This is a genomic window from Crinalium epipsammum PCC 9333, assembly GCF_000317495.1.
GTDB classification, from domain to species: Bacteria; Cyanobacteriota; Cyanobacteriia; order Cyanobacteriales; family PCC-9333; genus Crinalium; species Crinalium epipsammum.
Window position 1 is genome coordinate 218,408 of sequence record NC_019753.1, and the last position, 25,725, is coordinate 244,132.

General features: G+C 41.3%; 19 protein-coding genes and 1 pseudogene. 11 read left to right on the forward strand and 9 right to left on the reverse strand.

Annotated elements, in window-relative coordinates:
• Positions 1-128: 128 nt before the first annotated feature.
• Entirely contained in the window at positions 129-2,609 is a 2,481-nt protein-coding gene (locus tag CRI9333_RS00875; protein WP_015201320.1) for an ATP-dependent Clp protease ATP-binding subunit, read from the forward strand.
• 274 nt (positions 2,610-2,883) lie between these two features.
• Here CRI9333_RS00875 and CRI9333_RS00880 read toward each other — a convergent pair whose 3' ends face one another.
• Together CRI9333_RS00880 and CRI9333_RS00885 are read right to left on the reverse strand one after the other, a co-directional pair.
• Positions 2,884-3,120 carry a type II toxin-antitoxin system HicB family antitoxin gene (locus CRI9333_RS00880; protein ID WP_015201321.1) on the reverse strand — a complete coding sequence of 79 codons (237 nt, stop codon included), beginning with the start codon at positions 3,118-3,120 and terminating at the stop codon, positions 2,884-2,886.
• Positions 3,117-3,356 (reverse strand): type II toxin-antitoxin system HicA family toxin, encoded by a 240-nt coding sequence (locus tag CRI9333_RS00885; RefSeq protein ID WP_015201322.1) that lies wholly within the window; start codon positions 3,354-3,356, stop codon positions 3,117-3,119. Before CRI9333_RS00885 ends, CRI9333_RS00880 begins: the two co-directional genes overlap by 4 nt.
• A 165-nt stretch (positions 3,357-3,521) precedes the next feature.
• Between CRI9333_RS00885 and lipB the strand changes: the two genes are divergently transcribed.
• Together lipB and CRI9333_RS00895 are read left to right on the forward strand one after the other, a co-directional pair.
• Positions 3,522-4,214, forward strand: coding sequence for a lipoyl(octanoyl) transferase LipB (lipB, locus tag CRI9333_RS00890; protein WP_015201323.1), 693 nt, complete (start codon positions 3,522-3,524; stop codon positions 4,212-4,214).
• Positions 4,215-4,279: 65 nt separating this feature from the next.
• Positions 4,280-4,888 (forward strand): DUF3318 domain-containing protein, encoded by a 609-nt coding sequence (locus tag CRI9333_RS00895; RefSeq protein ID WP_015201324.1) that lies wholly within the window; start codon positions 4,280-4,282, stop codon positions 4,886-4,888.
• A gap of 35 nt (positions 4,889-4,923) precedes the next feature.
• On the opposite strand, the gene CRI9333_RS00900 is transcribed toward CRI9333_RS00895, so the two are convergent.
• On the reverse strand, positions 4,924-6,741 hold the full coding sequence (locus CRI9333_RS00900) for a glycosyltransferase family 39 protein (RefSeq protein ID WP_015201325.1): 1,818 nt from the start codon (positions 6,739-6,741) through the stop codon (positions 4,924-4,926).
• A gap of 274 nt (positions 6,742-7,015) precedes the next feature.
• On the opposite strand from CRI9333_RS00900, the gene cofH reads away from it, so the two are divergent.
• Together cofH and CRI9333_RS00910 are read left to right on the forward strand one after the other, a co-directional pair.
• Complete coding sequence (gene cofH / locus CRI9333_RS00905) at positions 7,016-8,158, forward strand: 7,8-didemethyl-8-hydroxy-5-deazariboflavin synthase subunit CofH (RefSeq protein ID WP_015201326.1); 1,143 nt, start codon at positions 7,016-7,018, stop codon at positions 8,156-8,158.
• Positions 8,159-8,210: 52 nt separating this feature from the next.
• Positions 8,211-9,911 carry a DUF3352 domain-containing protein gene (locus CRI9333_RS00910; RefSeq protein WP_015201327.1) on the forward strand — a complete coding sequence of 567 codons (1,701 nt, stop codon included), beginning with the start codon at positions 8,211-8,213 and terminating at the stop codon, positions 9,909-9,911.
• 245 nt (positions 9,912-10,156) lie between these two features.
• Here the strand turns inward: CRI9333_RS00910 and CRI9333_RS00915 are convergent, their stop codons facing one another.
• Positions 10,157-11,365: an RNA-guided endonuclease InsQ/TnpB family protein gene (locus CRI9333_RS00915; RefSeq protein WP_015201328.1), complete on the reverse strand. Its 1,209-nt coding sequence runs from the start codon at positions 11,363-11,365 to the stop codon at positions 10,157-10,159.
• Positions 11,366-11,415: 50 nt separating this feature from the next.
• On the opposite strand from CRI9333_RS00915, the pseudogene tnpA reads away from it, so the two are divergent.
• The 4 genes and pseudogenes from tnpA to tilS all read left to right on the forward strand — a co-directional run bounded on the left by tnpA (position 11,416) and on the right by tilS (position 16,271).
• A pseudogene (tnpA, locus tag CRI9333_RS00920) lies at positions 11,416-11,830 on the forward strand (IS200/IS605 family transposase).
• A gap of 200 nt (positions 11,831-12,030) precedes the next feature.
• Positions 12,031-13,113 carry a c-type cytochrome biogenesis protein CcsB gene (ccsB, locus tag CRI9333_RS00925; RefSeq protein WP_015201329.1) on the forward strand — a complete coding sequence of 361 codons (1,083 nt, stop codon included), beginning with the start codon at positions 12,031-12,033 and terminating at the stop codon, positions 13,111-13,113.
• 170 nt (positions 13,114-13,283) lie between these two features.
• Entirely contained in the window at positions 13,284-15,089 is a 1,806-nt protein-coding gene (locus tag CRI9333_RS24555) for a KGK domain-containing protein (protein ID WP_015201330.1), read from the forward strand.
• A 135-nt stretch (positions 15,090-15,224) separates the two neighbouring features.
• Positions 15,225-16,271 (forward strand): tRNA lysidine(34) synthetase TilS, encoded by a 1,047-nt coding sequence (tilS, locus tag CRI9333_RS00935; protein ID WP_015201331.1) that lies wholly within the window; start codon positions 15,225-15,227, stop codon positions 16,269-16,271.
• A gap of 25 nt (positions 16,272-16,296) precedes the next feature.
• Here the strand turns inward: tilS and hmpF are convergent, their stop codons facing one another.
• The 4 genes from hmpF to CRI9333_RS00955 form a co-directional block, all read right to left on the reverse strand.
• Positions 16,297-18,042, reverse strand: a complete 1,746-nt coding sequence (hmpF, locus tag CRI9333_RS00940; RefSeq protein ID WP_015201332.1) for a pilus motility taxis protein HmpF — start codon at positions 18,040-18,042, stop codon at positions 16,297-16,299.
• A gap of 460 nt (positions 18,043-18,502) precedes the next feature.
• Entirely contained in the window at positions 18,503-20,356 is a 1,854-nt protein-coding gene (ilvB, locus tag CRI9333_RS00945) for a biosynthetic-type acetolactate synthase large subunit (protein WP_390370096.1), read from the reverse strand.
• 167 nt (positions 20,357-20,523) lie between these two features.
• Positions 20,524-21,780, reverse strand: a complete 1,257-nt coding sequence (locus CRI9333_RS00950; protein ID WP_015201334.1) for an MFS transporter — start codon at positions 21,778-21,780, stop codon at positions 20,524-20,526.
• 37 nt (positions 21,781-21,817) lie between these two features.
• Positions 21,818-22,369 (reverse strand): hypothetical protein, encoded by a 552-nt coding sequence (locus CRI9333_RS00955; RefSeq protein WP_041225812.1) that lies wholly within the window; start codon positions 22,367-22,369, stop codon positions 21,818-21,820.
• Between the two features lie 269 nt (positions 22,370-22,638).
• Here CRI9333_RS00955 and CRI9333_RS00960 point away from each other — a divergent pair, with 269 nt between their 5' ends.
• Together CRI9333_RS00960 and CRI9333_RS00965 are read left to right on the forward strand one after the other, a co-directional pair.
• On the forward strand, positions 22,639-23,820 hold the full coding sequence (locus CRI9333_RS00960; RefSeq protein ID WP_015201336.1) for a ferrochelatase: 1,182 nt from the start codon (positions 22,639-22,641) through the stop codon (positions 23,818-23,820).
• 186 nt (positions 23,821-24,006) lie between these two features.
• Positions 24,007-24,732 carry a Uma2 family endonuclease gene (locus CRI9333_RS00965; RefSeq protein WP_015201337.1) on the forward strand — a complete coding sequence of 242 codons (726 nt, stop codon included), beginning with the start codon at positions 24,007-24,009 and terminating at the stop codon, positions 24,730-24,732.
• Positions 24,733-24,762: 30 nt separating this feature from the next.
• On the opposite strand, the gene miaA is transcribed toward CRI9333_RS00965, so the two are convergent.
• Positions 24,763-25,686, reverse strand: a complete 924-nt coding sequence (gene miaA, locus CRI9333_RS00970; RefSeq protein WP_015201338.1) for a tRNA (adenosine(37)-N6)-dimethylallyltransferase MiaA — start codon at positions 25,684-25,686, stop codon at positions 24,763-24,765.
• Between the last annotated feature and the right edge of the window lie 39 nt (positions 25,687-25,725).

Here is a 25,725-nt window from a genome sequence, read left to right on the forward strand (position 1 = left end):
TAATACAACAGTAGTAGGGAAACTACTACAAAATTCGGCGCTATTATGGCATCTAATACACCAGCCGAGAGATTTCCCTATGTTAGAATCAGCGTACACTGGCAAGCAGCAGGTGATGGAAAAAAGCCATGTTTGAACGCTTTACAGAAAAAGCCATTAAGGTAATCATGCTGGCTCAGGAAGAAGCACGTCGCCTGGGTCATAATTTTGTCGGTACAGAGCAAATTCTCCTGGGTCTGATCGGGGAAGGAACTGGTGTAGCCGCCAAAGTTTTAAAATCTATGGGTGTCAATCTTAAAGATGCCCGAATTGAAGTAGAAAAAATTATAGGTCGAGGCTCTGGTTTCGTGGCGGTGGAAATTCCCTTCACCCCAAGAGCCAAGCGCGTTCTAGAGTTATCCTTAGAAGAAGCACGTCAACTAGGGCATAACTACATTGGCACCGAACACCTGCTTCTGGGGCTAATTCGAGAAGGGGAAGGCGTAGCTGCCAGAGTATTAGAAAATCTAGGCGTTGACCTTTCTAAGGTACGGACGCAAGTGATTCGGATGCTCGGCGAAACGGCAGAGGTAGGCGCTGGTGCGAGTAGCCAAGGTAGAACAAAGACTCCAACCCTGGACGAATTTGGCTCTAACCTCACCCAGATGGCAGCAGACGGTAAGCTTGACCCTGTGGTGGGACGGAGTAAAGAAATTGAACGGGTGATCCAAATTTTGGGTCGTCGTACTAAGAATAATCCAGTGTTGATTGGGGAACCAGGAGTTGGTAAAACTGCGATCGCAGAAGGTTTAGCCCAACGCATCGCTAACAACGATATTCCTGACATCCTAGAAGAAAAACGAGTCGTCACCTTAGATATTGGTTTGTTAGTAGCTGGAACCAAATATCGCGGTGAATTTGAAGAACGACTCAAGAAAATTATGGATGAAATTCGTCAAGCTGGAAATGTCATTCTAGTAATTGACGAAGTACATACATTAATTGGTGCTGGTGCAGCAGAAGGCGCAATTGATGCAGCCAACATTCTCAAACCAGCTTTAGCTAGAGGTGAGTTGCAGTGTATTGGCGCAACCACCCTGGATGAGTACCGCAAGCATATTGAACGGGATGCTGCTTTAGAACGTCGCTTCCAGCCTGTAATGGTGGGTGAACCAACAGTTGATGAAACTATTGAAATCCTGCACGGGTTGCGCGAACGTTACGAGCAACACCACAAGCTGAAGATTTCTGATCTCGCGTTAGAAGCAGCAGCGAAACTATCAGATCGTTATATTTCTGATCGCTTCTTACCAGATAAGGCAATTGACTTAGTTGATGAAGCTGGTTCGCGGGTGCGTTTGATTAACTCTCAGCTACCTGCGGCTGCGAAGGAATTAGATAAGGAACTGCGTAAGGTTCTTAAAGAAAAAGACGAAGCTGTAAGGTCGCAAGACTTTGATCGGGCTGGTGAATTGCGCGATCGCGAAATGGAAATCAAAGCCGAAATCCGTTCAATCGCTCAAACCAAGAAGTCAGATCCTAAGAGTAGCGATGAAGCTTCACCAGTAGTCACAGAAGAAGATATTGCTCAAATTGTCGCTTCTTGGACTGGTGTACCTGTCAACAAGCTGACGGAATCTGAATCCGAAAAACTGCTGCACATGGAAGATACCCTCCACCAGCGTTTGATCGGTCAAGAAGACGCTGTTAAGGCAGTCTCCCGTGCTATTCGTCGCGCTCGTGTTGGTCTGAAAAACCCCAACAGACCGATTGCAAGCTTTATCTTCTCAGGTCCAACTGGGGTTGGTAAGACAGAACTTGCTAAATCTCTCGCGTCTTACTTCTTCGGTTCAGAAGAAGCAATGATTCGCTTGGATATGTCCGAATACATGGAGCGCCATACAGTTTCTAAGCTGATTGGTTCGCCTCCAGGTTATGTCGGTTACAACGAAGGCGGTCAGTTAACCGAAGCAGTGCGTCGTCGTCCTTATACCGTGATCCTGTTCGATGAAATCGAAAAAGCTCACCCCGATGTCTTCAATATGTTGCTGCAAATCTTAGAAGATGGGCGGTTAACTGACGCAAAGGGTCGCACGGTAGACTTCAAGAATACCTTGCTGATTATGACTTCTAACATCGGTTCTAAGGTGATTGAAAAAGGTGGCGGCGGTCTTGGTTTCGAGTTCAGTGAAAATAAAACTGAATCTCAGTACAACCGGATTCGCTCTTTGGTCAACGAAGAACTCAAGAATTACTTCCGTCCAGAATTCCTCAATCGTCTTGACGAAATCATCGTCTTCCATCAACTAACGAGAGATGAGGTGAAGGAAATCGCCGACATCATGCTCAAAGAGTTGTTCAAACGCTTAAATGATCAGGGAATGTCTTTGGAAGTAACCGAACGGTTTAAGGATCGTTTAGTACAAGAAGGTTACAGCCCTGCTTATGGTGCTAGACCACTGCGTAGAGCAATTATGCGTCTCTTGGAAGATGTGCTGGCTGAGGAAATCCTCTCTGGTCGCCTTAAAGATGGGAACGCAGCAGTTGTTGACGTTGGTGAAGATGGTCAAGTGAAGGTGGAGTTAGGTCAGAAACGAGAAGTACTACCACTTCCCCAAGCTGTTGAGTAAGTTAATAGCGCAAAATTAGTAAAAAAAGTAGAGAGAAAAATCTCTCTACTTTTTTTTACCGAATTTCTACTTCTTCTTACACCTAGAGTAGTTATATAGCAGTCGCCAAGGCAGTTAAGCCACTTTTTATCCCACACCCTTAAGGGTGGGGCTATACAAACAAAGCCCGCCTGCGCGGGCTGATGCCTTAAGCGCCTTGGCGGTTGCTATAGATTAAATATTAAACTTCAGTGCATCGCACACATGAGTAAAATTGGGATAGAATGCGATCGCCTTATAAAGTTGAAGAGAATTTTTTCCGCTCAGGTGCAATAGGAATTTCTTTACCCTTTTCTTGATAACCTTCCTTAACCAATTCCCAAGCCAGTTTCAGTTCTTCTAAAGCTTGTTGAGGGGTATCAGCAAAAGCTGAGATATTGGGCATTTCGGCAAAATGTGCCAGCCAATCTCCCTGTTCATCAACGTATAAATTAATCGTAAAACCATTAAAATTATAGTTAGTTAAATTCATTCTTCCTCCCCCTCCTGATATTCAAAAAACTGCTGAATTTGATATAGTTTTGCCTTCCCATCTTTGCGGGGTTGAATTGGTAAAGGGTTACCCTTTGGTGAATACCATAAGCGATGACTCCCTCTTTGACGGCTAAATTCCCATCCATTCTGGCTTAAGAGAGTTTCCAACTCATCAAAAGTAAGATTTTCTGGGCTATCCTTAGCTTTTTGCCATAACTTTTCTCTTTTAGTCATAACATGACGATAATCAAGTTATTACCTTTAACCCCAAAGTATGAAAGATAAAAAATTGATTTAGGTATTATTTCTATATAATATCGAAAAATGAGTATATAGGCACAATTTCTGGAATTTTAAAATATATCAAAAATTTATAAATAGCAATAAGTTTGATGTTATATGGTTTCTGTGAAAGATATAAGCAATGCTAACAATTTAAGCCAACAACGCCGTCGATGCTGGCTTTATAATGTTGAACAAATGCCATATAAAATAGCTTGGGAATGGCAGCGATCGCTTGTTGCTGAACGGATCAATAATCCTGACGTTGATGATGCCCTAATATTGCTAGAACATCCGCCTGTTTATACTCTTGGACAAGGCGCTAGTCTTGACTTTATAAACTTTGATCTAAATCAGACAAAGTGGGAAGTACATCGAATTGAGCGAGGTGGTGAGGTAACATATCATTGCCCTGGTCAGTTGGTAGGATACCCAATTTTAAATTTGCGATATTATCAGCAAGATTTACATTGGTATCTACGCCAGTTAGAAGAAGTGTTAATTCTGGTACTCTCAGTTTATGGGCTAGAAGGTTATCGGATAGCTGGTATGACAGGGGTATGGGTAGAAGATCGTAAAGTTGCTGCAATTGGGATTAAGGTAAGTAAATGGATTACTATGCACGGTTTTGCCTTAAATATTTGCCCTGACTTAAGCGGTTTTGAGCAAATTATCCCCTGCGGTATTGTAGATAAAGCGGTCGGTAGCCTGGAACAGTTGATCCCAGGAATTGACTTTAATCAGGTTCGTCAGCAGGTAGCAGTAGCTTTTGCTGAGGTGTTTAATGTTGAATTGGTGAGAACCAATTAACAATTAACAATTATCAATTAACAATTAACAATTATCAATTAACAATTACTAATGACTGTTGAACGATGAATCCAGAACCTGAAATTCGCCGTCTTTTAGATGTTATGCCTGCTTCTGGTCGGATGCTGACCAAAATTGTCAGTAGACCACAGCAATCTCAGGTAATTGATACGCCCTTTCCCCTACCTTGGTCTCAAGAAAGACCGATTTTTATTAATTTTGATTTGTGGCGACGTTTATCTAAGCCACAGCGCGATTTAGTTATCTTAAGTAAGATTAGCTGGCTGATGAAGATCAAATGGTTTAAGCCAGATTTATATCAAGGTATTGTAGTGGCGGGGATTCTGGGAGGAGTGGTTGAGTTTGTCCAAGCAGATGCAGTTGGGGTGATAGTTGCTACAGGATTAGGTGCGATCGCCGGAACTCAAATTTGGCGTAATAGCCGTAGTACTCAAAATCTGCTAGAAGCTGATGCTGCTGCACTCACGGTAGGACAAAGACGCGGCTACACTGAAACCGAAGCAGCACAACACTTGTTATCTGGGATTGAAGCGATCGCTAAAATTGAAGGTCGTTCTAGTTTAGATTTTACTGAATTAATTCGTTGTCAAAACTTGAGAGCGATCGCTGGTTTGTCCCCTGTAGGTGTTCCCGAACAAGTCAAGCGAGAATAATTTGTTGAGGTTGATATTTTTAAGGGTAAAACTTCTTAGTTAGCTGGGAGTTTAGTATTTGAGCGACAGTGATAAAGCTTGTAATCATATCCATAAACTGGGGGGAAAGAACTAGGATCAGCAAAACAATTTTGTGCTTTTAAATCTACTGGTGCATGGAAATTCATTAGCCATAAATCAATTGGTTGTGGTAACTCATTTAATGTTTCTTTCAGAATATCACTAGCACGGCATTCTTTACCTTCACAGCGATTCTGATTTTGATGCGCTAAAAGAAATTGAGCATTTATCTGTTTTTGTGAATTTGCTATCTGTTTTATTTCCCAACCTATCCCCATTATTTCTCCAGTTTGGACAATAGTATTATGGGTTGTGGCAATTAGTACTGGTACTGAGGAGGTTTGTTGAATTATTGGTACTAAAATATCAGGTCGATAATATTTGCGATAACCAAGATTGCTAACTACTGTAACAGCACTTAACAATCCAATTAACCAAATCATTGCTACAGCTTTTTTTCCTTGAGTTATAGATAAGTTACTGGATGGAAAATTTAGCTCCCTAGCTGAATTGTGAGTGCTTATTTTTTCCCAAGATACAGCCAAGCTTGCCCCTACCAGCACGATGACCGCAGGAAAGTAAACAAAGTTATATCTAGCACCGCGTGTGATATCAAATCCTAAACCATAACTAATTATAAAAAATAAGGCGATCGCACCTAAAACAAAGATACCCAAAACTCTTATCCCGATTGTTGACTGCTGTTGTAATTGTGTTTTTAAACCGCGATAGAGGATAGGTAATGCCCACAGAAAAAATATTAGCATCGCCACGCCAGAAGCAATTACTACCGTTAAAGATGGGGCTTCTACTGGTAGCAAGCAAATCATGGTGATCCAAGTTCCTATACTCTGAAATATGGGATTAATCCATTGTAAAAAGTGGCGATTCCCACTTTCAACCCATTGGGTCATTTCACTTTTATAAGTGTTTTGCCAAACTAGCAGCCAAACTAAACCTCCAGCAAATGTACCAGCAGCAACTACATATATCCGTCGCCACTCTAAGGTAAAAATATTAGTTTTTTCCACACTAATATCTGACTGATGAGCTTTATTCCACCAAGCAAGTACTATTAAAACTATTGCCTCTGCACAAAGGGTGATTACAAAAAAGTAGTGCGTGGAAATTCCCAAGCTGTTAATTATTACCCAGGCAAATACTAACCAAATTGGTATAGTTTTCCGTTGTTGAATGTTTTGAGCAGCAATTACTAGGCAACAAAGAGAAGCAATTATCCATAAAATGCCTAGTGTGTAATGACGCGCTTCTTGAGCAAGAAAAATCCCATAAGGAGAAACCGCCATAATTGCAGCAGCTATTTGCCCTATCCGTCGGGAACGAAAAGCAGCAATTCCCAGAAAATACACGCCTATAATAGAAGCTACTCCAAAAAGTGCCGGAAGCGATCGCGCTCCCCATAGAGAAATTAATCCACCTTGGGGGGGAAATAGTTGCATCCACAGGTGAGCTAATACAAAGTAAAGCGGTGGATGATGATCTTCTGCGAATAAAACATTAACTACATCCCCAATACCTGCGCTATTGTTGGGTTGTAGCGGTTGCATTAACGCATCAAGAGCGATCGCAGAGTCAAGTGGTACTGTTTTAAAACTATTACCCAAGCTAAATACCATCGTCACAAACTCATCTGTCCAAGGAGACTTGTCTGTTAACTGGGTAAAGCGTAGGATACAACCAATTACTAGCCACAGCAACAGCAGCAATAATTGAAATTGTGATTTTTTGAATAACTGATTATGATCGGTTTTGACAGCAGTCTTAAATTTCATTTAAATTGATTATTAACATCAGTCAATCCTTTTTATGAACTTGAAATTTAAATAAAAGTTCCAGGTATCTAATTATGCTATTAGATGTAACATTAGTTTTTATTACTTAATTATCATAACAATATCTACAAAGTAATTATTTTAAATTAAAATAATTACTCAGATGAATTTGCTGATCTAGGAGATGATTTCCATTTGGATCGCAAAAAAAAAATATAATTAAAAAAGATTATGGTATGTATATAACAATTAAATATTCCAATTTGAGATTAAAATGCTGTTATCAAATTCATTAGTTGTTGATACGGTTTTAGAAAAAGCCCTAGCTGGGAAAGAAATATCCTCCCAAGATGCGGTTTTACTATTAAAGCAAACCGATCCAAGTGCGATCGCCTCTATCCAGCAAACTGCTGACGAACTACGACAAAAGCAAGTAGGCGATACAGTCACTTATGTAGTCAATCGCAATATTAACTTTACTAATATCTGTGAGCAACACTGTAGTTTTTGCGCCTTTCGTCGAGATGAAGGTGAAGACGGCGCATTTTGGCTAGATCACTCTCAAATTCTTGAGAAAGCCTCTGATGCAGTCAGACGGAGTGCTACTGAAATTTGTATGCAAGGGGGGCTAAATCTTCAAGCTAAACTGGACAATGCTTCTTTACCCTATTACATCCAATTAATCAAGACAATTAAAGATCAATTTCCTGAACTTCATTTACACGCTTTTTCACCCCAAGAAGTAGAATTTATTGCCAGAGTTGATGGCATCAGCTATGCAGAAGTGATATCCGCTTTACGAGATGCTGGTGTTGATTCTATGCCTGGAACTGCTGCGGAAGTTTTAGATGATAAAGTAAGGCAAATATTATGCCCAGAAAAAATTAACTCGGCAACATGGTTAGAAATTGTGCAAACAGCACATAAACTAGGCGTACCGACTACTAGCACCATGTTATCTGGTCATATTGAGACCTCCGAGCAGCAGATTAAGCATTTAGAATTATTGCGATCGCTCCAACAAACCTCACTTGACAAAAGCTACCCAGCTTATATTACAGAATTTATTATCCTACCCTTCGTTGGTCAAGAAGCTCCTAAACCATTACGCCGTCGTGTCGGAAGAGATCAACCAATTCTAGAAGATGCCTTACTACTAACAGCAGTTGCTCGGATATTTTTAGGAAAAAACATTCCTAATCATCAACCAAGCTGGGTAAAACTAGGTTTAGCTGGTGCTACTGAGGCTTTGAAATGGGGTTGTAATGATATTGGTGGGACTTTGATGGAAGAGCATATTACCACAATGGCTGGAGCTAAAGGTGGAACCTGTATGGAAGTAGAAACGTTGCAACAGGCGATCGCATCCTTGGGTCGTCCTGCTCAACAAAGGAATACCCTGTATCAATATATTTAAAAATGCGGATGATGCTAAATTGTCAATTGCACTGCCGAGCTTGTCTAAGTCCATGTTGAAAAAAACTAAACCTTCCCTGTGGCTGATAGCTGCTGTTGTTTTGCTAATCGGTGGGGGAGCAGTAGCTTACTGGTTAATAGTACAACGCAAAGATCAGTTGGGTAACGTTCCCATCGGTGCTGAGTTGATTCCCCAAGACACCTTAGCTGCTGTAGCGATCGCAACCGATCAAGAAAAATGGCAGCAACTACAGCAATATGGAACTCCTCAAACCCAAGCTATTTTTAACAAACAACTGGCAACTTGGCGCGACAAATTCCTGACAGCCAACGGCTATGACTACCAGCAAGACATCAAACCTTGGCTGGGCAAACAAGTAATGATTGGTTATTTGGCATCTGGCGCATCAACTACCACGCCTTTAAGCCAACAGTCCATAGCGATGGTGTTGCCAATTGATGATCCCCTGAAAGCACGGCAGCTATTGGATAAGCCAAGGTCAGCTAAAGCCAACAAATTTGTAGAACGAACTTACAAAGGAATCCAGATTAAAGAAATACAAAACTCTGCTTCCCAGTATGTATCAACGACAGTGCTGGGACGTTCCTTAGTTGTGACTACAGACCCAAAAATAACTGAGCGTGTAATTGACACTTATCAAGGTCAACCGTCCCTAGCTACTACACCTGGGTATAAAGAGGCGCTAGGTCAAATTCAAACGAATCAACCTTTCGCACAGTTATATTTAAACGTACCAGTAGCAACGGCTAAAGCAGCAGCCAGTTCAGCACGATCTTTATCTCCTGAAAATTTGGCGCAGGCGCAAGAAAAACAAGGCATTGCTACGACTGTCACCCTAGATCCAGAAGGAATTAACTTTCAAGGAATTTCCTGGCTCAAGCCAAATAGCAAAAAGCTACTTGTAGTCGAAAACAATGCTAAGGAAATGCCCAAGCGTCTACCTGCTGAAACACTACTGATGATTAATGGTGGAAATTTACAACAGTTGTGGCAGGATTACCGCCAGGGTGCTGATTCTAACCCAATCGCACCGATCAAACCAGAAAATTTGCGTGCCACGATCAAGTCCACAACGAATTTAGATTTAGAGCAGGATTTGATGTCTTGGATGAAAGGGGAATTTTCCCTTTCCCTCATCCCTACACCTAAAGGATCGCCATCCGATCTAGGTGCTGGCGTTGTGCTGATGGTAAAGGCAAGCGATCGCACCCGTGCTGAAAAAACTTTTCAGCAACTAGATCAGTTAATGGCTAAACAATATCAATTTCAGGTGCAAAAAACTCTACTAAGTGGTCAACCAGTTGTGAACTGGACATCTCAACTCGGTGGTTTAACAGCCACTCACGGTTGGTTAAACGGCAATGTAGCTTTCCTGACGCTGGGCGCTGCCATCCCCAACTTAATCGTTCCTCAACCAAAAGCTGCCCTTGCCGAGCAAGATTTCTTCAAAAAAGCTCTGACAACTAAGCTTGATCGCCAGAATGGTCAATTTTTTATTGATATTGACCGCACCATTAACGCGGGCAATTTAGGATTGCCGCAACTACCATCAACACAAAAAAACCTGATTAATGCTATGCGAACAATTGGAGTTACCGCAGGCGTTAATAATGAACGTAGTAGCTTATTCAATATTTTTGTGCAGATGAAAAAAGTTGCTTCTTCTCCTAATATTTCAAAAGATACAAGTAAATCTCTGATACCAGCATCGCCTGCTCCCAACGCAAAATAACCTAGGCGCAGGGGGGCAGAGGGGCAGAGGGGCAGAGGGGCAGAGGAGGCAGGGGGAGTAAGAATGAAGAAATTTCGTTAAATCTGCTGTAACTATACTTCAAGAAATAGGGAAGTCTAATATAGAATACTCCCTCACTTCCCTCATCCCCTGATTAAGATTTTTTGATCAAACTTAGGTAGGACAAGTTGGAAGAATTGTGTCAAAAAGCTGGTTTTTTAGAGGGCTTAATTGACACTCCCCCGTCAAGCTTGCGCTGTGACGGGAGATTCTTGCTTCACTGAAACTTGCTCTTTGATGCAAGCACCATTAAGTCTTACAGTTTCTCCACAAGCTTGAATTTCCGTATGTCCTACGGTATTTGTTAACAGAATTCTTATGCCCTCTTCCCTAAGATTTTGTGTTGCATTTTCATCTCTATCGTGGTGAGTTTTACATTCAGGACAAACCCATTCACGAATACTGAGATTTAATGAATTGTTCTTAACTTTACAACTATTACAAAGCTTGCTACTAGGAAAGAATCTGTCAACTTGAACAAATATTGCTCCCTCTCTATCTAGTTTATGGCTGATAAAATTAAGCAACATTCCCCAACCAGCATCTAATATTGATTTCGCTAGTTTGGTACGTGCTAATCCTTTAATACAAAGGTTCTCAGCTATAATGACTTGGTTTTCGTCTACTAATTTTCTTGAGAGCTTATGGAGAAAATCTTGTCTTGTGTTCGCTATTTTTTCGTGAACTCTAGCAACTCTCTTAACCTGTTTCTGACGATTTAAAGACCCTTTTTTCTTTCTGGATAATGCTTGTTGTCTACGTCTTAAACGTTTAGCATATTTCCTGGTAGGTTTAATCGGATCAACTTTATCAAAATCTTTTCCATCAAAAGTAGTAACTAAATTACTTAAACCTAAGTCAATGCTTGTGATTTTCCCTTTCTTGTTAGTTGTTAAATCATCAGTTTCAAATAAAATTGCAGCAAAATATTTATCTGTACTGGTTTGAGAAACAGTTACAGACTTAATTTTACCGTTAATACTTTTTGAAATGTTTGCTTTAACAATGCCAAGTTTTGGAAGTTTTAAACCACCATTTTTAATTGAACAGCTTTCAGGATAACGAATTGATTGCTTTCTATGTTTACTTTTAAACTTAGGGAATCTTGCTCTTTTACTAAAAAAGTTCTTAAAAGCTGATTCTAAGTTTTTAAGTGTTTGTTGTAATGTAGCAGCAGTTACTTCTGTTAACCATTCATAATCAGATAGCTTTTTGAGTTGAGTAAGGTCTTTAGCCATGTCGTAATAGCTCATACCCTTACCCGTTTCTTCATACTGAGTGTTAGTTTTGTTCAGGTAATAATTAAATACAAATCTAGAACAACCAAAGCTTTTGGCTAATGCTTGTTGTTGCCCCTTATTTGGATAAATTCTCACCTTGAGTACGTCTAACATCAGTTCTTTTGAGCTAAACTTATCTATATATTAACATTTGACGCTTAAAGATGTCAACCTCATATCATCACGGTTTTAGGTCTGTTTACAAACTTAACGCTCACGTTGTTCTCGTGGTAAAATATCGTAGACGTGCAATTAATGCCGAAATCTTAAGACGGCTCTCTAGAAATCTTAAAACAAACCTTAAATAAGTGGGAATCAGAACTACTAGAATTTAATGGAGAGTCAGATCATGTTCATTTGTTGATTGACTATAAGCCAGATATACCATTATCCACATTAATCGGTAACTTAAAAACAGTTAGCAGCAGATTAATCCGTAAAGAATATCCCTGGTTAGCCTCAAAATATTTCTATAACAAACCCTATTTCTGGACTGGTTCTTATTTTGTAGCTAGTTGTGGAGGTGCTACAATTGAACAATTAAAAAAATATGTCGAGCAACAAGCGACACCGGAATAAGGATTCGCTTCGCTCAATTTATATAGTTTGGTCGCCATTCATCTCGCCACTAACCCTACGGGTGTAGTGGGAGTCCTCTGGCTCCATTCAAGATAGAAAGTTGAAATGTGACAGCTAAAATACCCGATGCAGCAATAACCGATACGATAATATTGGCTTCTTTATGTGGATTGTTTCAAAACCCCTGGGGAGAACACTTTATGGATCTGGTTGCACTCCAGAATAAGTTAGATAATATTTCGTTTGCTGTGCTTTTTCTCACGATGTTAATTTACTGGATAGGGGCAGCCTTTCCAGGAATTCCTTATATGGCATCGTTGGGAACAGCAGGAATGGCGATCGCAAATATGACCATTGCCGCTTTATTAGGCGCTAGGTGGTTAGAAGCTGGCTACTTCCCCTTAAGCAATCTTTATGAATCTTTGTTTTTCCTAACTTGGGGAATCACAAGCATTCATTTGATTGCTGAGAATATGAGCCGTAGTCGCTTAGTGGGAGTGGTGACAGCGCCAGTAGCAATGTGTATTACAGCCTTTGCTGCCATAACGTTACCACCAGAAATGCAGGCATCTGCGCCCCTAGTACCAGCCCTCAAGTCGAATTGGCTGATGATGCACGTCAGCGTGATGATGATCAGCTACTCTACGTTGATGGTAGGCTCACTACTGGCGATCGCTTTCTTAGTAGTTACTCGCGGTCAAAATATTGAACTACGCGGTAGTTCCGTAGGCACTGGTGGTTATCGCAACAAAGGCGAACATCAAGAAAGTCACTATCGACTACAACGAAATACTGAGTTAGTATCTCAGCCTCAAATATCTAGCAACGCTTCTACTATTACTAATTTCGTTGAAAGCAACGAGAAAGCAAAAACAGCAGTTCTCGATTTAGTCAACACCCAATTGCCGATAGCTATATCCGAAACTACTGCCACCTTAAATCCCTCACTTTCACCCCAGCGCCTTAATCTTGCTGAAACACTCGATAACATCAGTTACCGCATTATTGGATTGGGATTTCCCCTATTAACTATCGGAATTATCGCTGGTGCAGTTTGGGCAAATGAAGCTTGGGGTTCTTACTGGAGTTGGGACCCGAAAGAAACTTGGGCTTTGATTACTTGGCTGGTATTTGCGGCTTACCTTCACGCGCGAATTACTCGCGGTTGGCAAGGACGCAGACCAGCAATTTTAGCTGCCACAGGGTTTATGGTTGTTTGGATTTGCTATCTTGGGGTGAATCTGCTAGGCAAAGGACTACACAGCTATGGATGGTTCTTTTAAGCTTTTACCACCTCAGCTATTAGCGCGAAAATGTAAGCTATGAGCAGGTAAGGGGTAAGCTTCGATGAAATATCTAGTGTAGAAACTTCAACAAATTGCTGCTGCTGACTCTTCACTTGCTTGAAACTCACGGCTTACCAGCATGAAAACTACAAATTTAATCAGGGAATATGAACGTGAATAATCAGTTTCAGCCACTGGAGAATGGGGAAGTTTTATCTATTGATGAATCTGCCAAAATTTTTATTGGACACCGTACTTTTAGAGTTGGCGAACTTGCAGATGTAATTAAGACTCAGTTGGCACATAACTTAGGTACATGGTCAGAATCACAGGAAGGCTGGTTTTCCCGTGAGGGAGTTGAGTGTGAAGTTCTAAGATTTAGCTCAGGGGCTTGGGTAAAAGGAAAAGTCAGAATCAACATGGAATTTGCCCCTGAAGTTCCTACAACGCCTACGGCAGAGGCATTAGTAAGCCCTCCTCAGCAGGTGTTGACAACTCCACAAGTACCTACAGTTAACCCACAGCCAGTTGTGCCTGCAACAAACACAACTCAAGTTGATACTGTTAATGTGGCAGCAGTCTCTTTAGTTAGCGAAAGCAGCGATGTAGCACTAGCAAGCGCAGCCGATGACGCAGATTTCGATCTGCCAGATGCAACCCAAAACAGTAGTTTAGAAGTTTTAGAAACTCCTGCGGAAGACTTGCAATTGGGAATAGCCCAAACCATTGATTTTGATTTGGCAACTACTGCTGATCAAGGTGATTTTGGCTTAGGAGAAACTGCCGAAACCGCAGATTTTGATCTCGGCTCAGATACTACTGACTTTGATGTTGCCAGTACTGAAAGTAGTGATTTTGATTTGGCAACGACTGCTGATCAAGATAATTTTGACTTGGGAGAAACTGCCGGAATCGCAGATTTTGATCTCGGCTCAGATACTACTGACTTTGATGTTGCCAGCACTGAAAGCAGCGATTTTGATTTGGCAACGACTGCTGATCAAGATAATTTTGACTTGGGAGAAACTGCCGGAATCGCAGATTTTGATCTCGGCTCAGATACTACTGACTTTGATGTTGCCAGCACTGAAAGCAGCGATTTTGATTTGGCAACGACTGCTGATCAAGATAATTTTGACTTGGGAGAAACTGCCGGAATCGCAGATTTTGATCTCGGCTCAGATACTACTGACTTTGATGTTGCCAGCACTGAAAGCAGCGATTTTGATTTGGCAACGACTGCTGATCAAGATAATTTTGACTTGGGAGAAACTGCCGGAATCGCAGATTTTGATCTCGGCTCAGATACTACTGACTTTGATGCTGCCAGCAGTGAAAGCAGTGATTTTGACTTGGGAGAAACTGCTGAAACCGCAGATTTTGATTTCGGTTCAGATACTACTGACTTTGATGCTGCAACCACTGAAACCAGTGCTTTTGATTTCATAGCTACAGGTGAACCAACTGGTTCGGATGTAGCAGAAACTGCTGAAACCACGGATTTCGATTTTGGCTCAGATACCACTGATTTTGATGCTGCAACAACTGGAACCAATGCTTTTGATTTCATAGCTACAGGTGAACCAAGTGGTTTGGATGTAGCAGAAACTGCTGAAACCACGGATTTCGATTTTGGCTCAGATACTACTGATTTTGATTTAGGTACTAGCGCCGAAGCCACTGATTTTGACTTGGGGGCAACTGCTGAAACGACTGATTTTGATTTCGGCTCAGATACCAATGATTTTGATTTAGGTGGCACTTCTGAACTCAGTGATTTTGATTTGACTTCTGAAGTTAATGGCTTGGATCTAACAAGTACTGACGAAGATGAATTTAATTTCGATCTGAGCGCATCAGATGATGACGATGAGTTTGATTTTGGAGATCTATCCGATACAAACGAGTCAGAAGAAAATTCTACAGACTCGTTACTAGATGAAGTGTGGAAGGATATGAATCCATCTTCTTGATAGGAAAATCAATACTGAAGATTAACTAAAACAATCAAATCTAGAAATATTGCAGCGGTCAAATCATAACTGTCAAATATAAGCAGTTTATTCAATTTTGACCGCTGAATTTGTTAAAGAAACTCTGTAATATTGATGGTTAATCGTCCGGTTTGGACACCGCTTCATACGCGAGTACATCGTACTTTGCAACATCGCCAGTTATTGAAACGGCAGGAACGTATATTAATAGCCGTTTCTGGTGGACAAGATTCCCTATGCTTAACTAAATTACTGCTAGATTTACAACCCAAATGGGGTTGGCAACTAGCCATAGCACATTGCGATCATCGTTGGTCAAAAGATGCTGGTATCGCTGATCATGTTGAACAAATTGCTCATAACTGGCAACTTCCGTTTTATCTGCAAATAGCAGATTATGTAACCCAGAGTGAAGGCGCAGCAAGAGAGTGGCGCTATCAAGCATTAACTAAAATTGCTGCTTCACACAGTTACCAATATATTGTCACAGGTCACACTAAAAGCGATCGCGCGGAAACTTTAATCTATAACCTCATCCGAGGTGCGGGTGCTGATGGGTTGCAAGCACTAACCTGGCAAAGATCGCTAACTCCAGATTTACAACTGGTGCGCCCAATGTTGGAAGTTAGCCGCGCCGAAACGTTCCAGTTTTGTCAAAGTTTCAAACTACCTATTTGGGAAGATGTATATAATCAAGACCTCAGCTATGCACGTAATCGTATTCGTCAAGAGTTGCTACCCTACTTACAAACTCACTTCAACCCACAAGTAGAGCAAGCTTTAGCCCAAACGGGAGAACTATTACGGGCAGACGTAGAATATTTAGAACAAGCTGCACAAAACTTGCGATCGCAGGCAATGGCAATTACTCCTGAATCAATTAACTACACTCAACAAAATTCCGATCTTAGTAGTTTGAATCGTGTAGTATTACGTGATGCACCCCTAGCATTACAACGTCGTGTGCTAAGGCAATTCTTACAAGCCGCCTTATCTATTGCTCCCACTTTCGAGCAAATTGAACAACTAACATTTTTAATTACAGCCCCTAATCGTTCTCGGACATCCTCATTGCCTGGAGGTGCGATCGCCTCACCTAAAACTTCATTCTATGCAGAAGTTGAAGGTAATTGGATCATCATAAAAAAGACTGATTTATGAACTTTAATTGTTAATTGAAATGTTGCTAAATACCCATGAAATTATTAAGCAGTTGTTGCATTTCAGTAACTGTATGTACTTGATAATCGCTAGTTTCCTGAATGTGATTTAAGTAACTTTCAATCGCCTCTAATTTTTGTCGTATCCAGTTAAGGTTATCTTGTGTAGGTGGCAAACTTTCTTGATATAGATTTACTTTGCCCCATAACTCTGCAACTGCAACCCACTGGTTTTGTAAATTCTGCTGGATTGCTTGCAACTCATTTTGCCTTGCCTCTTGTTGACTGGTACTGTCAGTCACTATGCCCTGTGCTTGCTCAATACTGGTAGTGATTTGAGCAATCTGGCTTTCCAGTTCTTGTAATTGTTCTTCAAGTTGTTGTCGCTGCGCTGTTAGCTGAGTCAGGAGCGGTTCTACATCAATTTTTTGATTGTCGGATACATTGACATTACTAATTCCTTGCCGTTGTTGCAATACGCGAATGTGTTGTTTGAGAATGTCTTCTCTCTCAGCTAAACTTGTGCGTTGCGGCTTTAGGGTTTGATCAAGCAACTGATAGCCGTCTTGCTCGCTTGCTAAGTCACTTTCAAGGGCAATGCGATCATGCTGACTAGATGAGGCAATCTGACTTTGCAGTTCTGCGATCGTCTGACGCTTTTCGTTTAATTCCTCTTGTTGATCGTTGACAAAACGTACAAACTTCTGTAATTCATTCTGCAAATTCTGGACAATTCCCTCTAGTTCTCCTAAAGGTATTTTCTCCAATGCCTCCACATCAATTTTTTGGGTAACTTTGCCCTCATCCTGACCTGTTGCCAAACGGGAAATTTGTTGGTATATTTCCTCTTGAGTTTGTAACTGTAGACGCAGCAGGTTAGCTGATGCCTGTTTGACCTCTAAAGTCTGTTGTTGAACTTGTAAATTAGTACGTGCTTCTTCAAGAGATGCTTGTCCTTGCTGCGACTCGATAGAGCGATTTTGCACATCTTGGTGAGCATGATCAACTTCAGCTTGCATCTGTTGAGCCGCTGCCTGTTGCTCTTGAAGCTGTTGCCAGTTGTAATCTAGTGTTGCTTGCTGATTATTGACTAATTCAAAAGCAAGATGTAGTTGTTCCCGTAGTGCATCGGTCGGTGCGATCGCACTTGCTATACGATTAATTAATTCCTGAATTAAACTTACCTGTTGGGCATCTAAACCTGCTGATTGTTCAACCTCTGCTACACGCTCATCTAAACGTTGCTGCTGTATCTGCAATTGTTGCCAAGCTGCATCTAACTGTTGACGGTTACGATCAAGTTCTTGTTTTAATTTATTACTTTCGGAACGCGAATTATTAATTTCCTGACGTTCCCGCTCTAAACGTTCAAATTCTTCCTCTATTTCTTGTAGTTGTTCTAAGCGTGCTTCCATTTCCATTTCACGCCGATTTAGTTCCTGGCTTTGATAAGTCAGAGACTGCTTCCACTGATCAATTTCTTCTTCTTCCTTTTTAGACTTTTCTAGTTGCCGAGAAAAATTTTGCAAAATATTGACTAACTGACGGCTTGCCTCCGTTAGTGGACGCTGTATCTGTCGATTAGTACCTAAATCTGCCAGCACCAAAACCCCAGAATTATAGTTATTAGCTTCATCTGGAGCAGGAATTGCTTCTTCACCAGGCACAGCAGTCCAACTCTGGTCAGTTCGCTGACAAGCCAACAGTTTCAGTTCGCTTTTAGAGCCACCGATAAAACTTGTCTTTTTTTGTACTTCTGCTAGATACAGCACACTGCTAATCCTCTTGATGTATTATTGTCGTTTCAACGCCAAGGGCGTGTTGTTATGAGCTAGTATCTTTACGATCAACTTTTTATTTTGATCTGATTAATCAGCGCGATCGCACATGAAGGAAGATAAAATTTGTCAAAATTATCAGCCTTTTCTTCCCAAAATTAGCGATGCCTTTAAACTAGGTAATTTTTAAAATTAATATCGAACTATTACAAAAAGTTAATAAACATTTTTATTACCCATCCTTCAAGACTAATAACCCAACTCCCTCTCATTAACACCTATACGGTAGTTTAAATAGAAGTTGACTCTGATCACCTGTATATTGTTAACGCTAGTAAAACCAATCAATAAATGTAGATTTTTATTTACATTTACTCTAGCATAATTAGTTTTTCCACGAATTAAAGAGACGCGAGTACTCGCGCCTCTTTAAAATCCACTCAGTTTCTGCAATTTACAACTTCGTACCGCATTCAGGACAGAAATTGTTGCTCTGCACGTTTTTAACTCCACAATTACTACAGTAAGTTAACTCTGTAGCTTCCAGCTTGCTGCGTTTTGGTAAGCCAATCATCTGTGCGTTGCTCTTACCAGGTGCAACCATTGGATAACAGTTTTCATCTTTCTTAACGTGAGCATCCAACAATACTGGACCATCGTGAGCTAACATTTCTGCGATCGCATCTTTCAACTCATCGCGAGAGTGAATCCGCATTCCCTTAATCCCAAACGCTTGCGCCAGCAACACAAAATCGGGTTGACCAACTTCCATATTTGAGGAAGAGTAACGTTGCTCATAAAAAGCTTCCTGCCACTGCCGCACCATTCCTTGCCAAGTATTATTAATAATAATTGTCTTGACATTTATGCCATGTTGTGCTAAAGTTCCCAATTCTTGAAGATTCATTTGGAAACTAGCATCACCGCTAATACAGATTACCTGTTCATTAGGTAACGCTACCTTAGCCCCCATCGCCGCAGGTAAGCCAAAGCCCATTGTGCCTAAACCCGCGCTAGAAATCCAGCGACGAGGCCCATTTTTCAAAAATTGGGCTGACCACATTTGGTGTTGTCCTACATCTGTTGTGTAGTAAGCCATAGGTGCAAGCTTTCCAACTTCTGCAATCACTTCTTGAGGTGAAAGCACATCAGGATATTGAGGAGCAACTAAGGGATAATCTTCCCGCCAATTCCCAATACGTTGCCGCCAAGCTTGCGTCTGGGTTGAATCAGCAGTAATGCTTAATTCATGGCAACGGCGCAGCAAATCCATCAAAACTTGACGGACATCTCCCACAATGGGAACATCAGGAGCGCGGTTTTTACCGACTTCAGCCGGATCAATATCAATATGAATTACCTTAGCGCGGGCAGCAAACTCGTCTAACTTACCTGTGACGCGATCGTCAAAACGTGCGCCTACAGCAATTAGCAAATCGCACTCAGTCACAGCAAAGTTAGCATAGGCTGTACCGTGCATCCCCAACATTCCCAAAGCTAGGGGATTATTTTCGTCAAACACACCTTTACCCATCAAGGTTGTGGTGACTGGAATTTGAAATAGTTCGGCTAATTGTTGTATTTCTGCATGGGCATTGGATGCGATCGCACCTCCACCAACATACAGCAATGGCTGTTTGCTTTCCCGAATTAAATTAACTGCTTGATTAATCTGCCGAGGATTTCCCTTAACTGTGGGACGATATCCAGGCAACTTTATATCTCCTGGTTCTACAGGGATATAATCAAATTCTTCTAACCCTACATCTTTAGGAACATCAATTAATACAGGACCGGGACGACCAGAACTAGCAATATGGAAAGCTTCTGCGACAATTCGCGACATATCACGAGGGTCACGCACTACATAAGAGTGCTTAACAATTGGCAGAGTTATTCCATAGATATCTGTTTCTTGAAAGGCATCCGTACCAATAGATTGACGACCAACTTGACCAGTAACGATCACCATTGGAATTGAGTCCATCTGAGCAGTTGCTATGCCTGTCACCAGATTAGTAGCCCCAGGGCCAGAGGTAGCGAAGCATACACCGACTTTACCAGTAGCACGAGCATATCCGTCAGCCGCGTGTGCCGCTCCTTGCTCGTGTCTAACTAGAATATGCTTAATACCACCTGTTGCTTCGGCTTTGAATAGTTCATCATAAATCGGCAGGATTGCGCCACCAGGATAACCAAAAATATGCTCAACCCCGTTTCGCTTTAAACTGTCAATCAGAGCATATCCGCCTGCCTGGCGGGTGCTGGCTTTGGTAGGGGCTTCTCTTACTGTTTCAGAGATGCTAATTGAACGCACGCTTTAACCTCACAAAATAGTTAACTTTAAATCGGAAATTTTATTTAATTACGTCTTAAGGATGATTAGTATTTAAGTCTAGTCCTGATACACCATCACTGTCGATAGGTTAATCAAAAAATTATCTTCTCATCGACTAACCACAGGTATAGCTTTCTTTATAAGACATCTTGTAAAACTTGGCGGGTACTATACCACGCCCAAATGCCTCCCAAGCTGACAATCATACTCATACTTAAGAGTACAACCCGTAGACCAAATTGATCGGTCAAGGGACCTGCGATCGCCAGAGGTAAACTTAATGCAATATTAACTATATTATTCTGAAAACCAAATACTTTGCCACGCATATCTTCAGGTGTTTGTTGCTGAATTAAGGTTTGCATCGGAACACCAATCATGGAAGCGCCTAAACCTAACAAGGCACTAAGAGCCAAACCCAGCCACAGTTGCTCTGTAAAAGTGAACATCCCTAACACAAACCCCATACTCAAAAAGCCGACTAATGGTAGCGGTTTATTATGGAAACGATCGCCCCAATGACCCAAAATAGCAGCACCAAATATCATTCCCACCCCTGCGGCTGCTAATAAAAAGCCAAATTGGGTTTCCTTTAGCCCAATTTCCTGTGCCAAATTGATTGCCAAGACAGTTAAAGCAGCAAACACTGAGTAAAGAATTGTTAACTGTAACATTGCGTTACTTACTAAACGATTTTGGCGAAGATATTTTAGCCCTGCTTTAAAATCACTCCAAGGGTGAACAGCGACCAAAGAATTCGCTCTTCTCTGCTCTTTGAGGGGAATTAAATAAAGTAAACCTGCGGCTAATACATACAACACCCCGACAGTTATTTCTTGCCCGTACTCTCCACCCAAAGATTCAGCCAAGCTTAACAAAGGTTCCCCCACTGCAAAACCAACAATCATTGAACCGAGCATCGTCGTAGTAAATAAAGCATTCGCCGACATCAAGTTTTCAGGCTTGACTAACAAGGGAATTGCTGCCTGCTCTGCGGGGGCAAAAAATTGAGTGAGTATAGATTCCGAAAAGCCAATAATTAATAGAATTAAAAACTGCTTAGGTAGTAGGGGCATTATTAGAACTAATAGCCCCCTCATTAAATTAGTCACCCACATAATTTGTCGCTTATCAAAGCGATCAACAAAAATACCTGCTGCTGAACCAAAGAAAATTGCTGGTAGTGTTACAACGACCATCAACACTGACCGCATCGAATTTTTCAAAGCTACTGGTGATTTATAATCGACCAGTAGCGCAATCAGCAAAATGAAGAAAATCTTATCCGCTACTTGGGATAATATCTGTCCACTCCAAAGCGTGAGAAAAGGTCGATTCTTGAACAGAGCGTTAAAACCACGACGAGAAGCTGTGGAGGGGTCAGTTGGCAACATGGGTGAGGTGTAAATGTGAGGATTCAGCAGTGAGAAGTTAATTATTCACGCTGATGGCTGTGTATTGCTCTAATAGCATATTCAAAAAATGACCCGCAGTTATCCATCTGCGGTGTTCGGATTTCCCTGTAATTGATTGTACCCACCAACCTTGAACTGTGTAGGGCGATCGCCACAACTCCAAATGCTCCACTGGAGGATCTGCATAAAAACTATCTTCACCCGCACCTAATAAAGCTGAACTCCAGTGGGTAAAATGATCGTGGCTAAGGCGGTGAATTGGAAAGTTTCCCGCTAAAGTAACGCCCCAACCATCTAAAGCAATTAAAGCTTTAACTTCTCCCCCTAAAAGTTGCCAACCCCAAGCTGCGCCGATAGCACCAACAACACCAGCACTAAAACCAATGAATACTACTGGTACATCTAAAGATTGATTTTCTTTTAAAAACTGTAAAACATCAATTGCTGAGAAAGCCGGGTACTTTTCAGTCGGAAAAATTAATAAATTTGCTGGTGCTACTGACAAATTCCTCAGAAACTCCTGAGTCAGTTCTGGAGGATGTACCCCAGGGCAAATAATTACACTCATCATATTCATCCCAATACTGCTCGCTTAAGAATATATTCGCTCCCTCTGCTCCCCTGCCCCTCTGCCCCTCACCCCCTTGGAAGATGGAAAGCTTCCCCAAAATAGCTTGAATATTATTTAAGTACCAAAATTTTTAACGTGATCCCCCCAGAGGGGATGTTAACCTAGAAAAAAGGAGCAGTGGTTTAAGGAACTGTAGCCATAGAAAACAAGCCCTAACCTTAAATCGCACTTCTTTTTTAGATGTCACAACCCTTGAGGAATGCAACGTGGTTGCCACCCCAGAAAAAATTCAACAAGAAACACCAAACTCATCTACTGCTCAAGATAGAGTTGCAGTATTACTAATGGGTTATGGCGAAGTAGAAAGCTACGAAGACTTCGCCAACTATAATGAACAAGCTTTAAATTTACTTACTGCTAAATTTGCTCCAGTCCCAACTTGGATTTATCCACCACTGGCTAAACTTTTGGCAGTGTTTGATTTGCATGAGTGGAGTCACCAGCACGATCATTTTATTTCGCCACATAATGCGATTTTTGAACAGCAACGCGCTGGGATAGAAAAGAACTTACAACAAAAGTGGGGCGATCGCATCAAAGTTTTTAAAGCTTTTAACTTTTGCGCTCCCTTCTTACCTGAGCAAGTTCTCACCCAAATCAAAGCAGAAGGATTCGACAAAATCCTTATTTACCCACTATTAGTAGTAGATTCTATCTTTACCAGTGGTATTGCTGTCGAACAAGTTAACAAAGCCTTAGTTAATTTAACTGATGGAAGCGAACATTGGGTAAAAGGACAGCGTTATATCCCTTCCTTCTACAATGAACCAGCTTACATTGATTTGTTAGCCGAAATGGTTGAGGAGAAAATCGCCAAAGATTTGGCAGTAGCACATTTACCCTCTCAAACGGGAATTGTGCTAATGAATCATGGTTGCCCGCACAAAGCAAAAGGGTTTACATCGGGTATTACTGAGAGCCAAATTCTCTTTGATTTAGTTAGAGAAAAGCTGATTTATAAGTATCCTTTAATCTCAATTGGTTGGCTCAACCATGACACGCCTCTAATTGACTGGACTCAACCAAATGTAGATTTAGCTGCGCGAAATATCATAGATTTGGGTGCTACAGCACTGGTATTCATGCCTCTTGGTTTTGCCACTGAAAACCACGAAACCCTGCTCGATGTAGATCATATTATTCATGGTTTACGTCGTAAGCATCCTGAAGTAACTTATGTCCAGATGCCTTGTGTTAATGATCGCCCTGACTTCTTGAAAATGGCGGCTGATTGGGCTAATCCACAGATAGAAGCTTTACTATCAGAACAAGCTCTTGCTGTTAATCCTCAATTGGCAGCAATTCAAGCTCAACATTCTCATGAGCATCACGATCATGGTCATCACCACGATCACGATCACGGTCATCACCACGATCATCATCATTAAAAATGGCAATTTTAGATGTTTGGTTGTAACCCTAATATCTAAAATTAACATTGACAAATTTAACAATTTGTTAAAAAACAGAAACTGCTGGCAAATGCCAGTAGTTTCTATTTTTAAGTTGGTTAAGACTGACAAAGATTTTTGTCAGGAACTAAGCTAAGAATAGCGATCTTGTAGGATAGCGTCATGGTTCAGTCCGCTTTAATCTCAGACGACTACTGGGTACCAGATGCGAACCAGTTAGTAACCGAGGATGACACACCTGTGGATAATTTTGCCTCTGAAAAGCAACAACGCCTATTAGCTGGCTCTCTTTACAGTTCTTGGCTTGGGCGGACTTTTTTAGCCGCCGCCAATGTCGGGATTTTCAACACAGCTAGTGAACCCGCCATAGTTCCAGATGTATTTCTCAGTCTAAATGTGCAAGTTCCAGAGAATTGGTGGGAAAAACAAAGTCGTTCTTATATTCTCTGGCAATTTGGTAAACCGCCAGAGGTAGTAATTGAAATTGTCTCTAATCGAGTTGGAGATGAACTAGGAAATAAAATGAGGCGCTATGAACAAATGCGAGTTAGTTACTATATCGTGTTTGATCCTAGTCATCAGTTGGGGGAAACAACGCTGCGAATATTTGAACTTAGAGGAATACACTATGCAGAAATGAGCGAAACTTGGTTAGAGCAAGTTGGGTTAGGTGTAACGCTGTGGGAAGGTGTATTTGAGGGTAAGCGTGAGGTGTGGCTACGTTGGTGCGATCAAGGTGGTAATCTTCTGTTTACAGGAGATGAACGAGCAGCACAAGCAGAGCAAAGAGCAGCACAAGCAGAACAAAGCTCTCAACACGCAGAAGAACGCGCTCAATTATTAGCAGAGCGTTTAAAAGCTCTGGGTATTGATCCAGATAGTCTTTAAATGAAAAAAATGTGAGTTTATTGAACTTTTTTACAGAATTTCAATAAACTCTTGTACTCGTTGCCATACTTTTTTTAATAAATCTGGTTGATCCGCGTCAAACCATTCAATTGCTGGATAGGCGCGAAACCATGTGCGCTGGCGTTTAGCAAATTGACGAGTATGCAAAACTGTTAATTCTTTGGCTTGATTTAAAGAAATGTCACCCGCTAAATATTGTTTCATTTCTCGATAACCTAAAGTATCTAGGAGTGGTAATTCAGAGCCGTATTTTTCTATTAGGGTTTTTACTTCTGCTTCCCAACCTGCGGCGATCATTTGCTCTGTACGCTGTGCAATACGCTTTGTGAGTTGAGTGCGATCGCAGTCTAAGCCAATTTGTAAAATAGGATAAGCAGGTGGATTTTCGCCTTGTTGTTCTGAAATAGGACGACCTGTGACATAGAAGACTTCTAAGGCGCGTAATGTGCGTACTGGGTCGTTAGGGTGAATTTTTTCGGTCGCAGTTAAATCAACTTGTTGCAACATGGCATAAAGTTGAGTTTGACCAAGTGAGGAGAGTTGCGATCGCAATTCTGGTTGTGGTGCAACTCTGGGAATCTTCATTCCCTGCACGATAGCTTTAATATATAAACCTGTCCCGCCAACTAACAGGGGGGGAGAAGAAGTTTTATGATGGAAATCATTAATTAATGTTTGTGTTTGTTGCTGATAATCTGCAACAGTTAATGTTTCTGTTGGGTTGCAGATATCTATTAAATAGTGTGGAATTAATTGACGTTCTGCAACAGTTGGTTTAGCTGTACCAATATCAAACTCACGATATACTTGGCGCGAATCGGCGCTGAGAATGACTGATTTGAGTTTTTGAGCTAGTGCTATAGCTAATCCTGACTTTCCTGAAGCCGTCGCACCACAAATCACAATTAACCCTACTGTCTGATTTCCCTTCATGCTCCATCCTTAGCACATCCATCCCCCCACCAAACTTTT

What these genes read in the sequence shown, in the direction of transcription:
- CRI9333_RS00895 (WP_015201324.1), top strand. Translation starts at nt 4,280, where the DNA reads ATGAATCCAGAACCTGAAATTCGCCGTCTTTTAGATGTTATGCCTGCT.
- CRI9333_RS00875 (WP_015201320.1), top strand. Translation starts at nt 129, where the DNA reads ATGTTTGAACGCTTTACAGAAAAAGCCATTAAGGTAATCATGCTGGCT.
- CRI9333_RS00880 (WP_015201321.1), bottom strand. Translation starts at nt 3,120, where the DNA reads ATGAATTTAACTAACTATAATTTTAATGGTTTTACGATTAATTTATAC.
- cofH (WP_015201326.1), top strand. Translation starts at nt 7,016, where the DNA reads ATGCTGTTATCAAATTCATTAGTTGTTGATACGGTTTTAGAAAAAGCC.
- CRI9333_RS00900 (WP_015201325.1), bottom strand. Translation starts at nt 6,741, where the DNA reads ATGAAATTTAAGACTGCTGTCAAAACCGATCATAATCAGTTATTCAAA.
- CRI9333_RS00965 (WP_015201337.1), top strand. Translation starts at nt 24,007, where the DNA reads ATGGTTCAGTCCGCTTTAATCTCAGACGACTACTGGGTACCAGATGCG.
- CRI9333_RS00950 (WP_015201334.1), bottom strand. Translation starts at nt 21,780, where the DNA reads ATGTTGCCAACTGACCCCTCCACAGCTTCTCGTCGTGGTTTTAACGCT.
- CRI9333_RS00955 (WP_041225812.1), bottom strand. Translation starts at nt 22,369, where the DNA reads ATGAGTGTAATTATTTGCCCTGGGGTACATCCTCCAGAACTGACTCAG.
- CRI9333_RS00885 (WP_015201322.1), bottom strand. Translation starts at nt 3,356, where the DNA reads ATGACTAAAAGAGAAAAGTTATGGCAAAAAGCTAAGGATAGCCCAGAA.
- ccsB (WP_015201329.1), top strand. Translation starts at nt 12,031, where the DNA reads ATGGATCTGGTTGCACTCCAGAATAAGTTAGATAATATTTCGTTTGCT.
- CRI9333_RS00915 (WP_015201328.1), bottom strand. Translation starts at nt 11,365, where the DNA reads ATGTTAGACGTACTCAAGGTGAGAATTTATCCAAATAAGGGGCAACAA.
- CRI9333_RS24555 (WP_015201330.1), top strand. Translation starts at nt 13,284, where the DNA reads ATGAACGTGAATAATCAGTTTCAGCCACTGGAGAATGGGGAAGTTTTA.
- miaA (WP_015201338.1), bottom strand. Translation starts at nt 25,686, where the DNA reads ATGAAGGGAAATCAGACAGTAGGGTTAATTGTGATTTGTGGTGCGACG.
- CRI9333_RS00910 (WP_015201327.1), top strand. Translation starts at nt 8,211, where the DNA reads ATGTTGAAAAAAACTAAACCTTCCCTGTGGCTGATAGCTGCTGTTGTT.
- tilS (WP_015201331.1), top strand. Translation starts at nt 15,225, where the DNA reads ATGGTTAATCGTCCGGTTTGGACACCGCTTCATACGCGAGTACATCGT.
- lipB (WP_015201323.1), top strand. Translation starts at nt 3,522, where the DNA reads ATGGTTTCTGTGAAAGATATAAGCAATGCTAACAATTTAAGCCAACAA.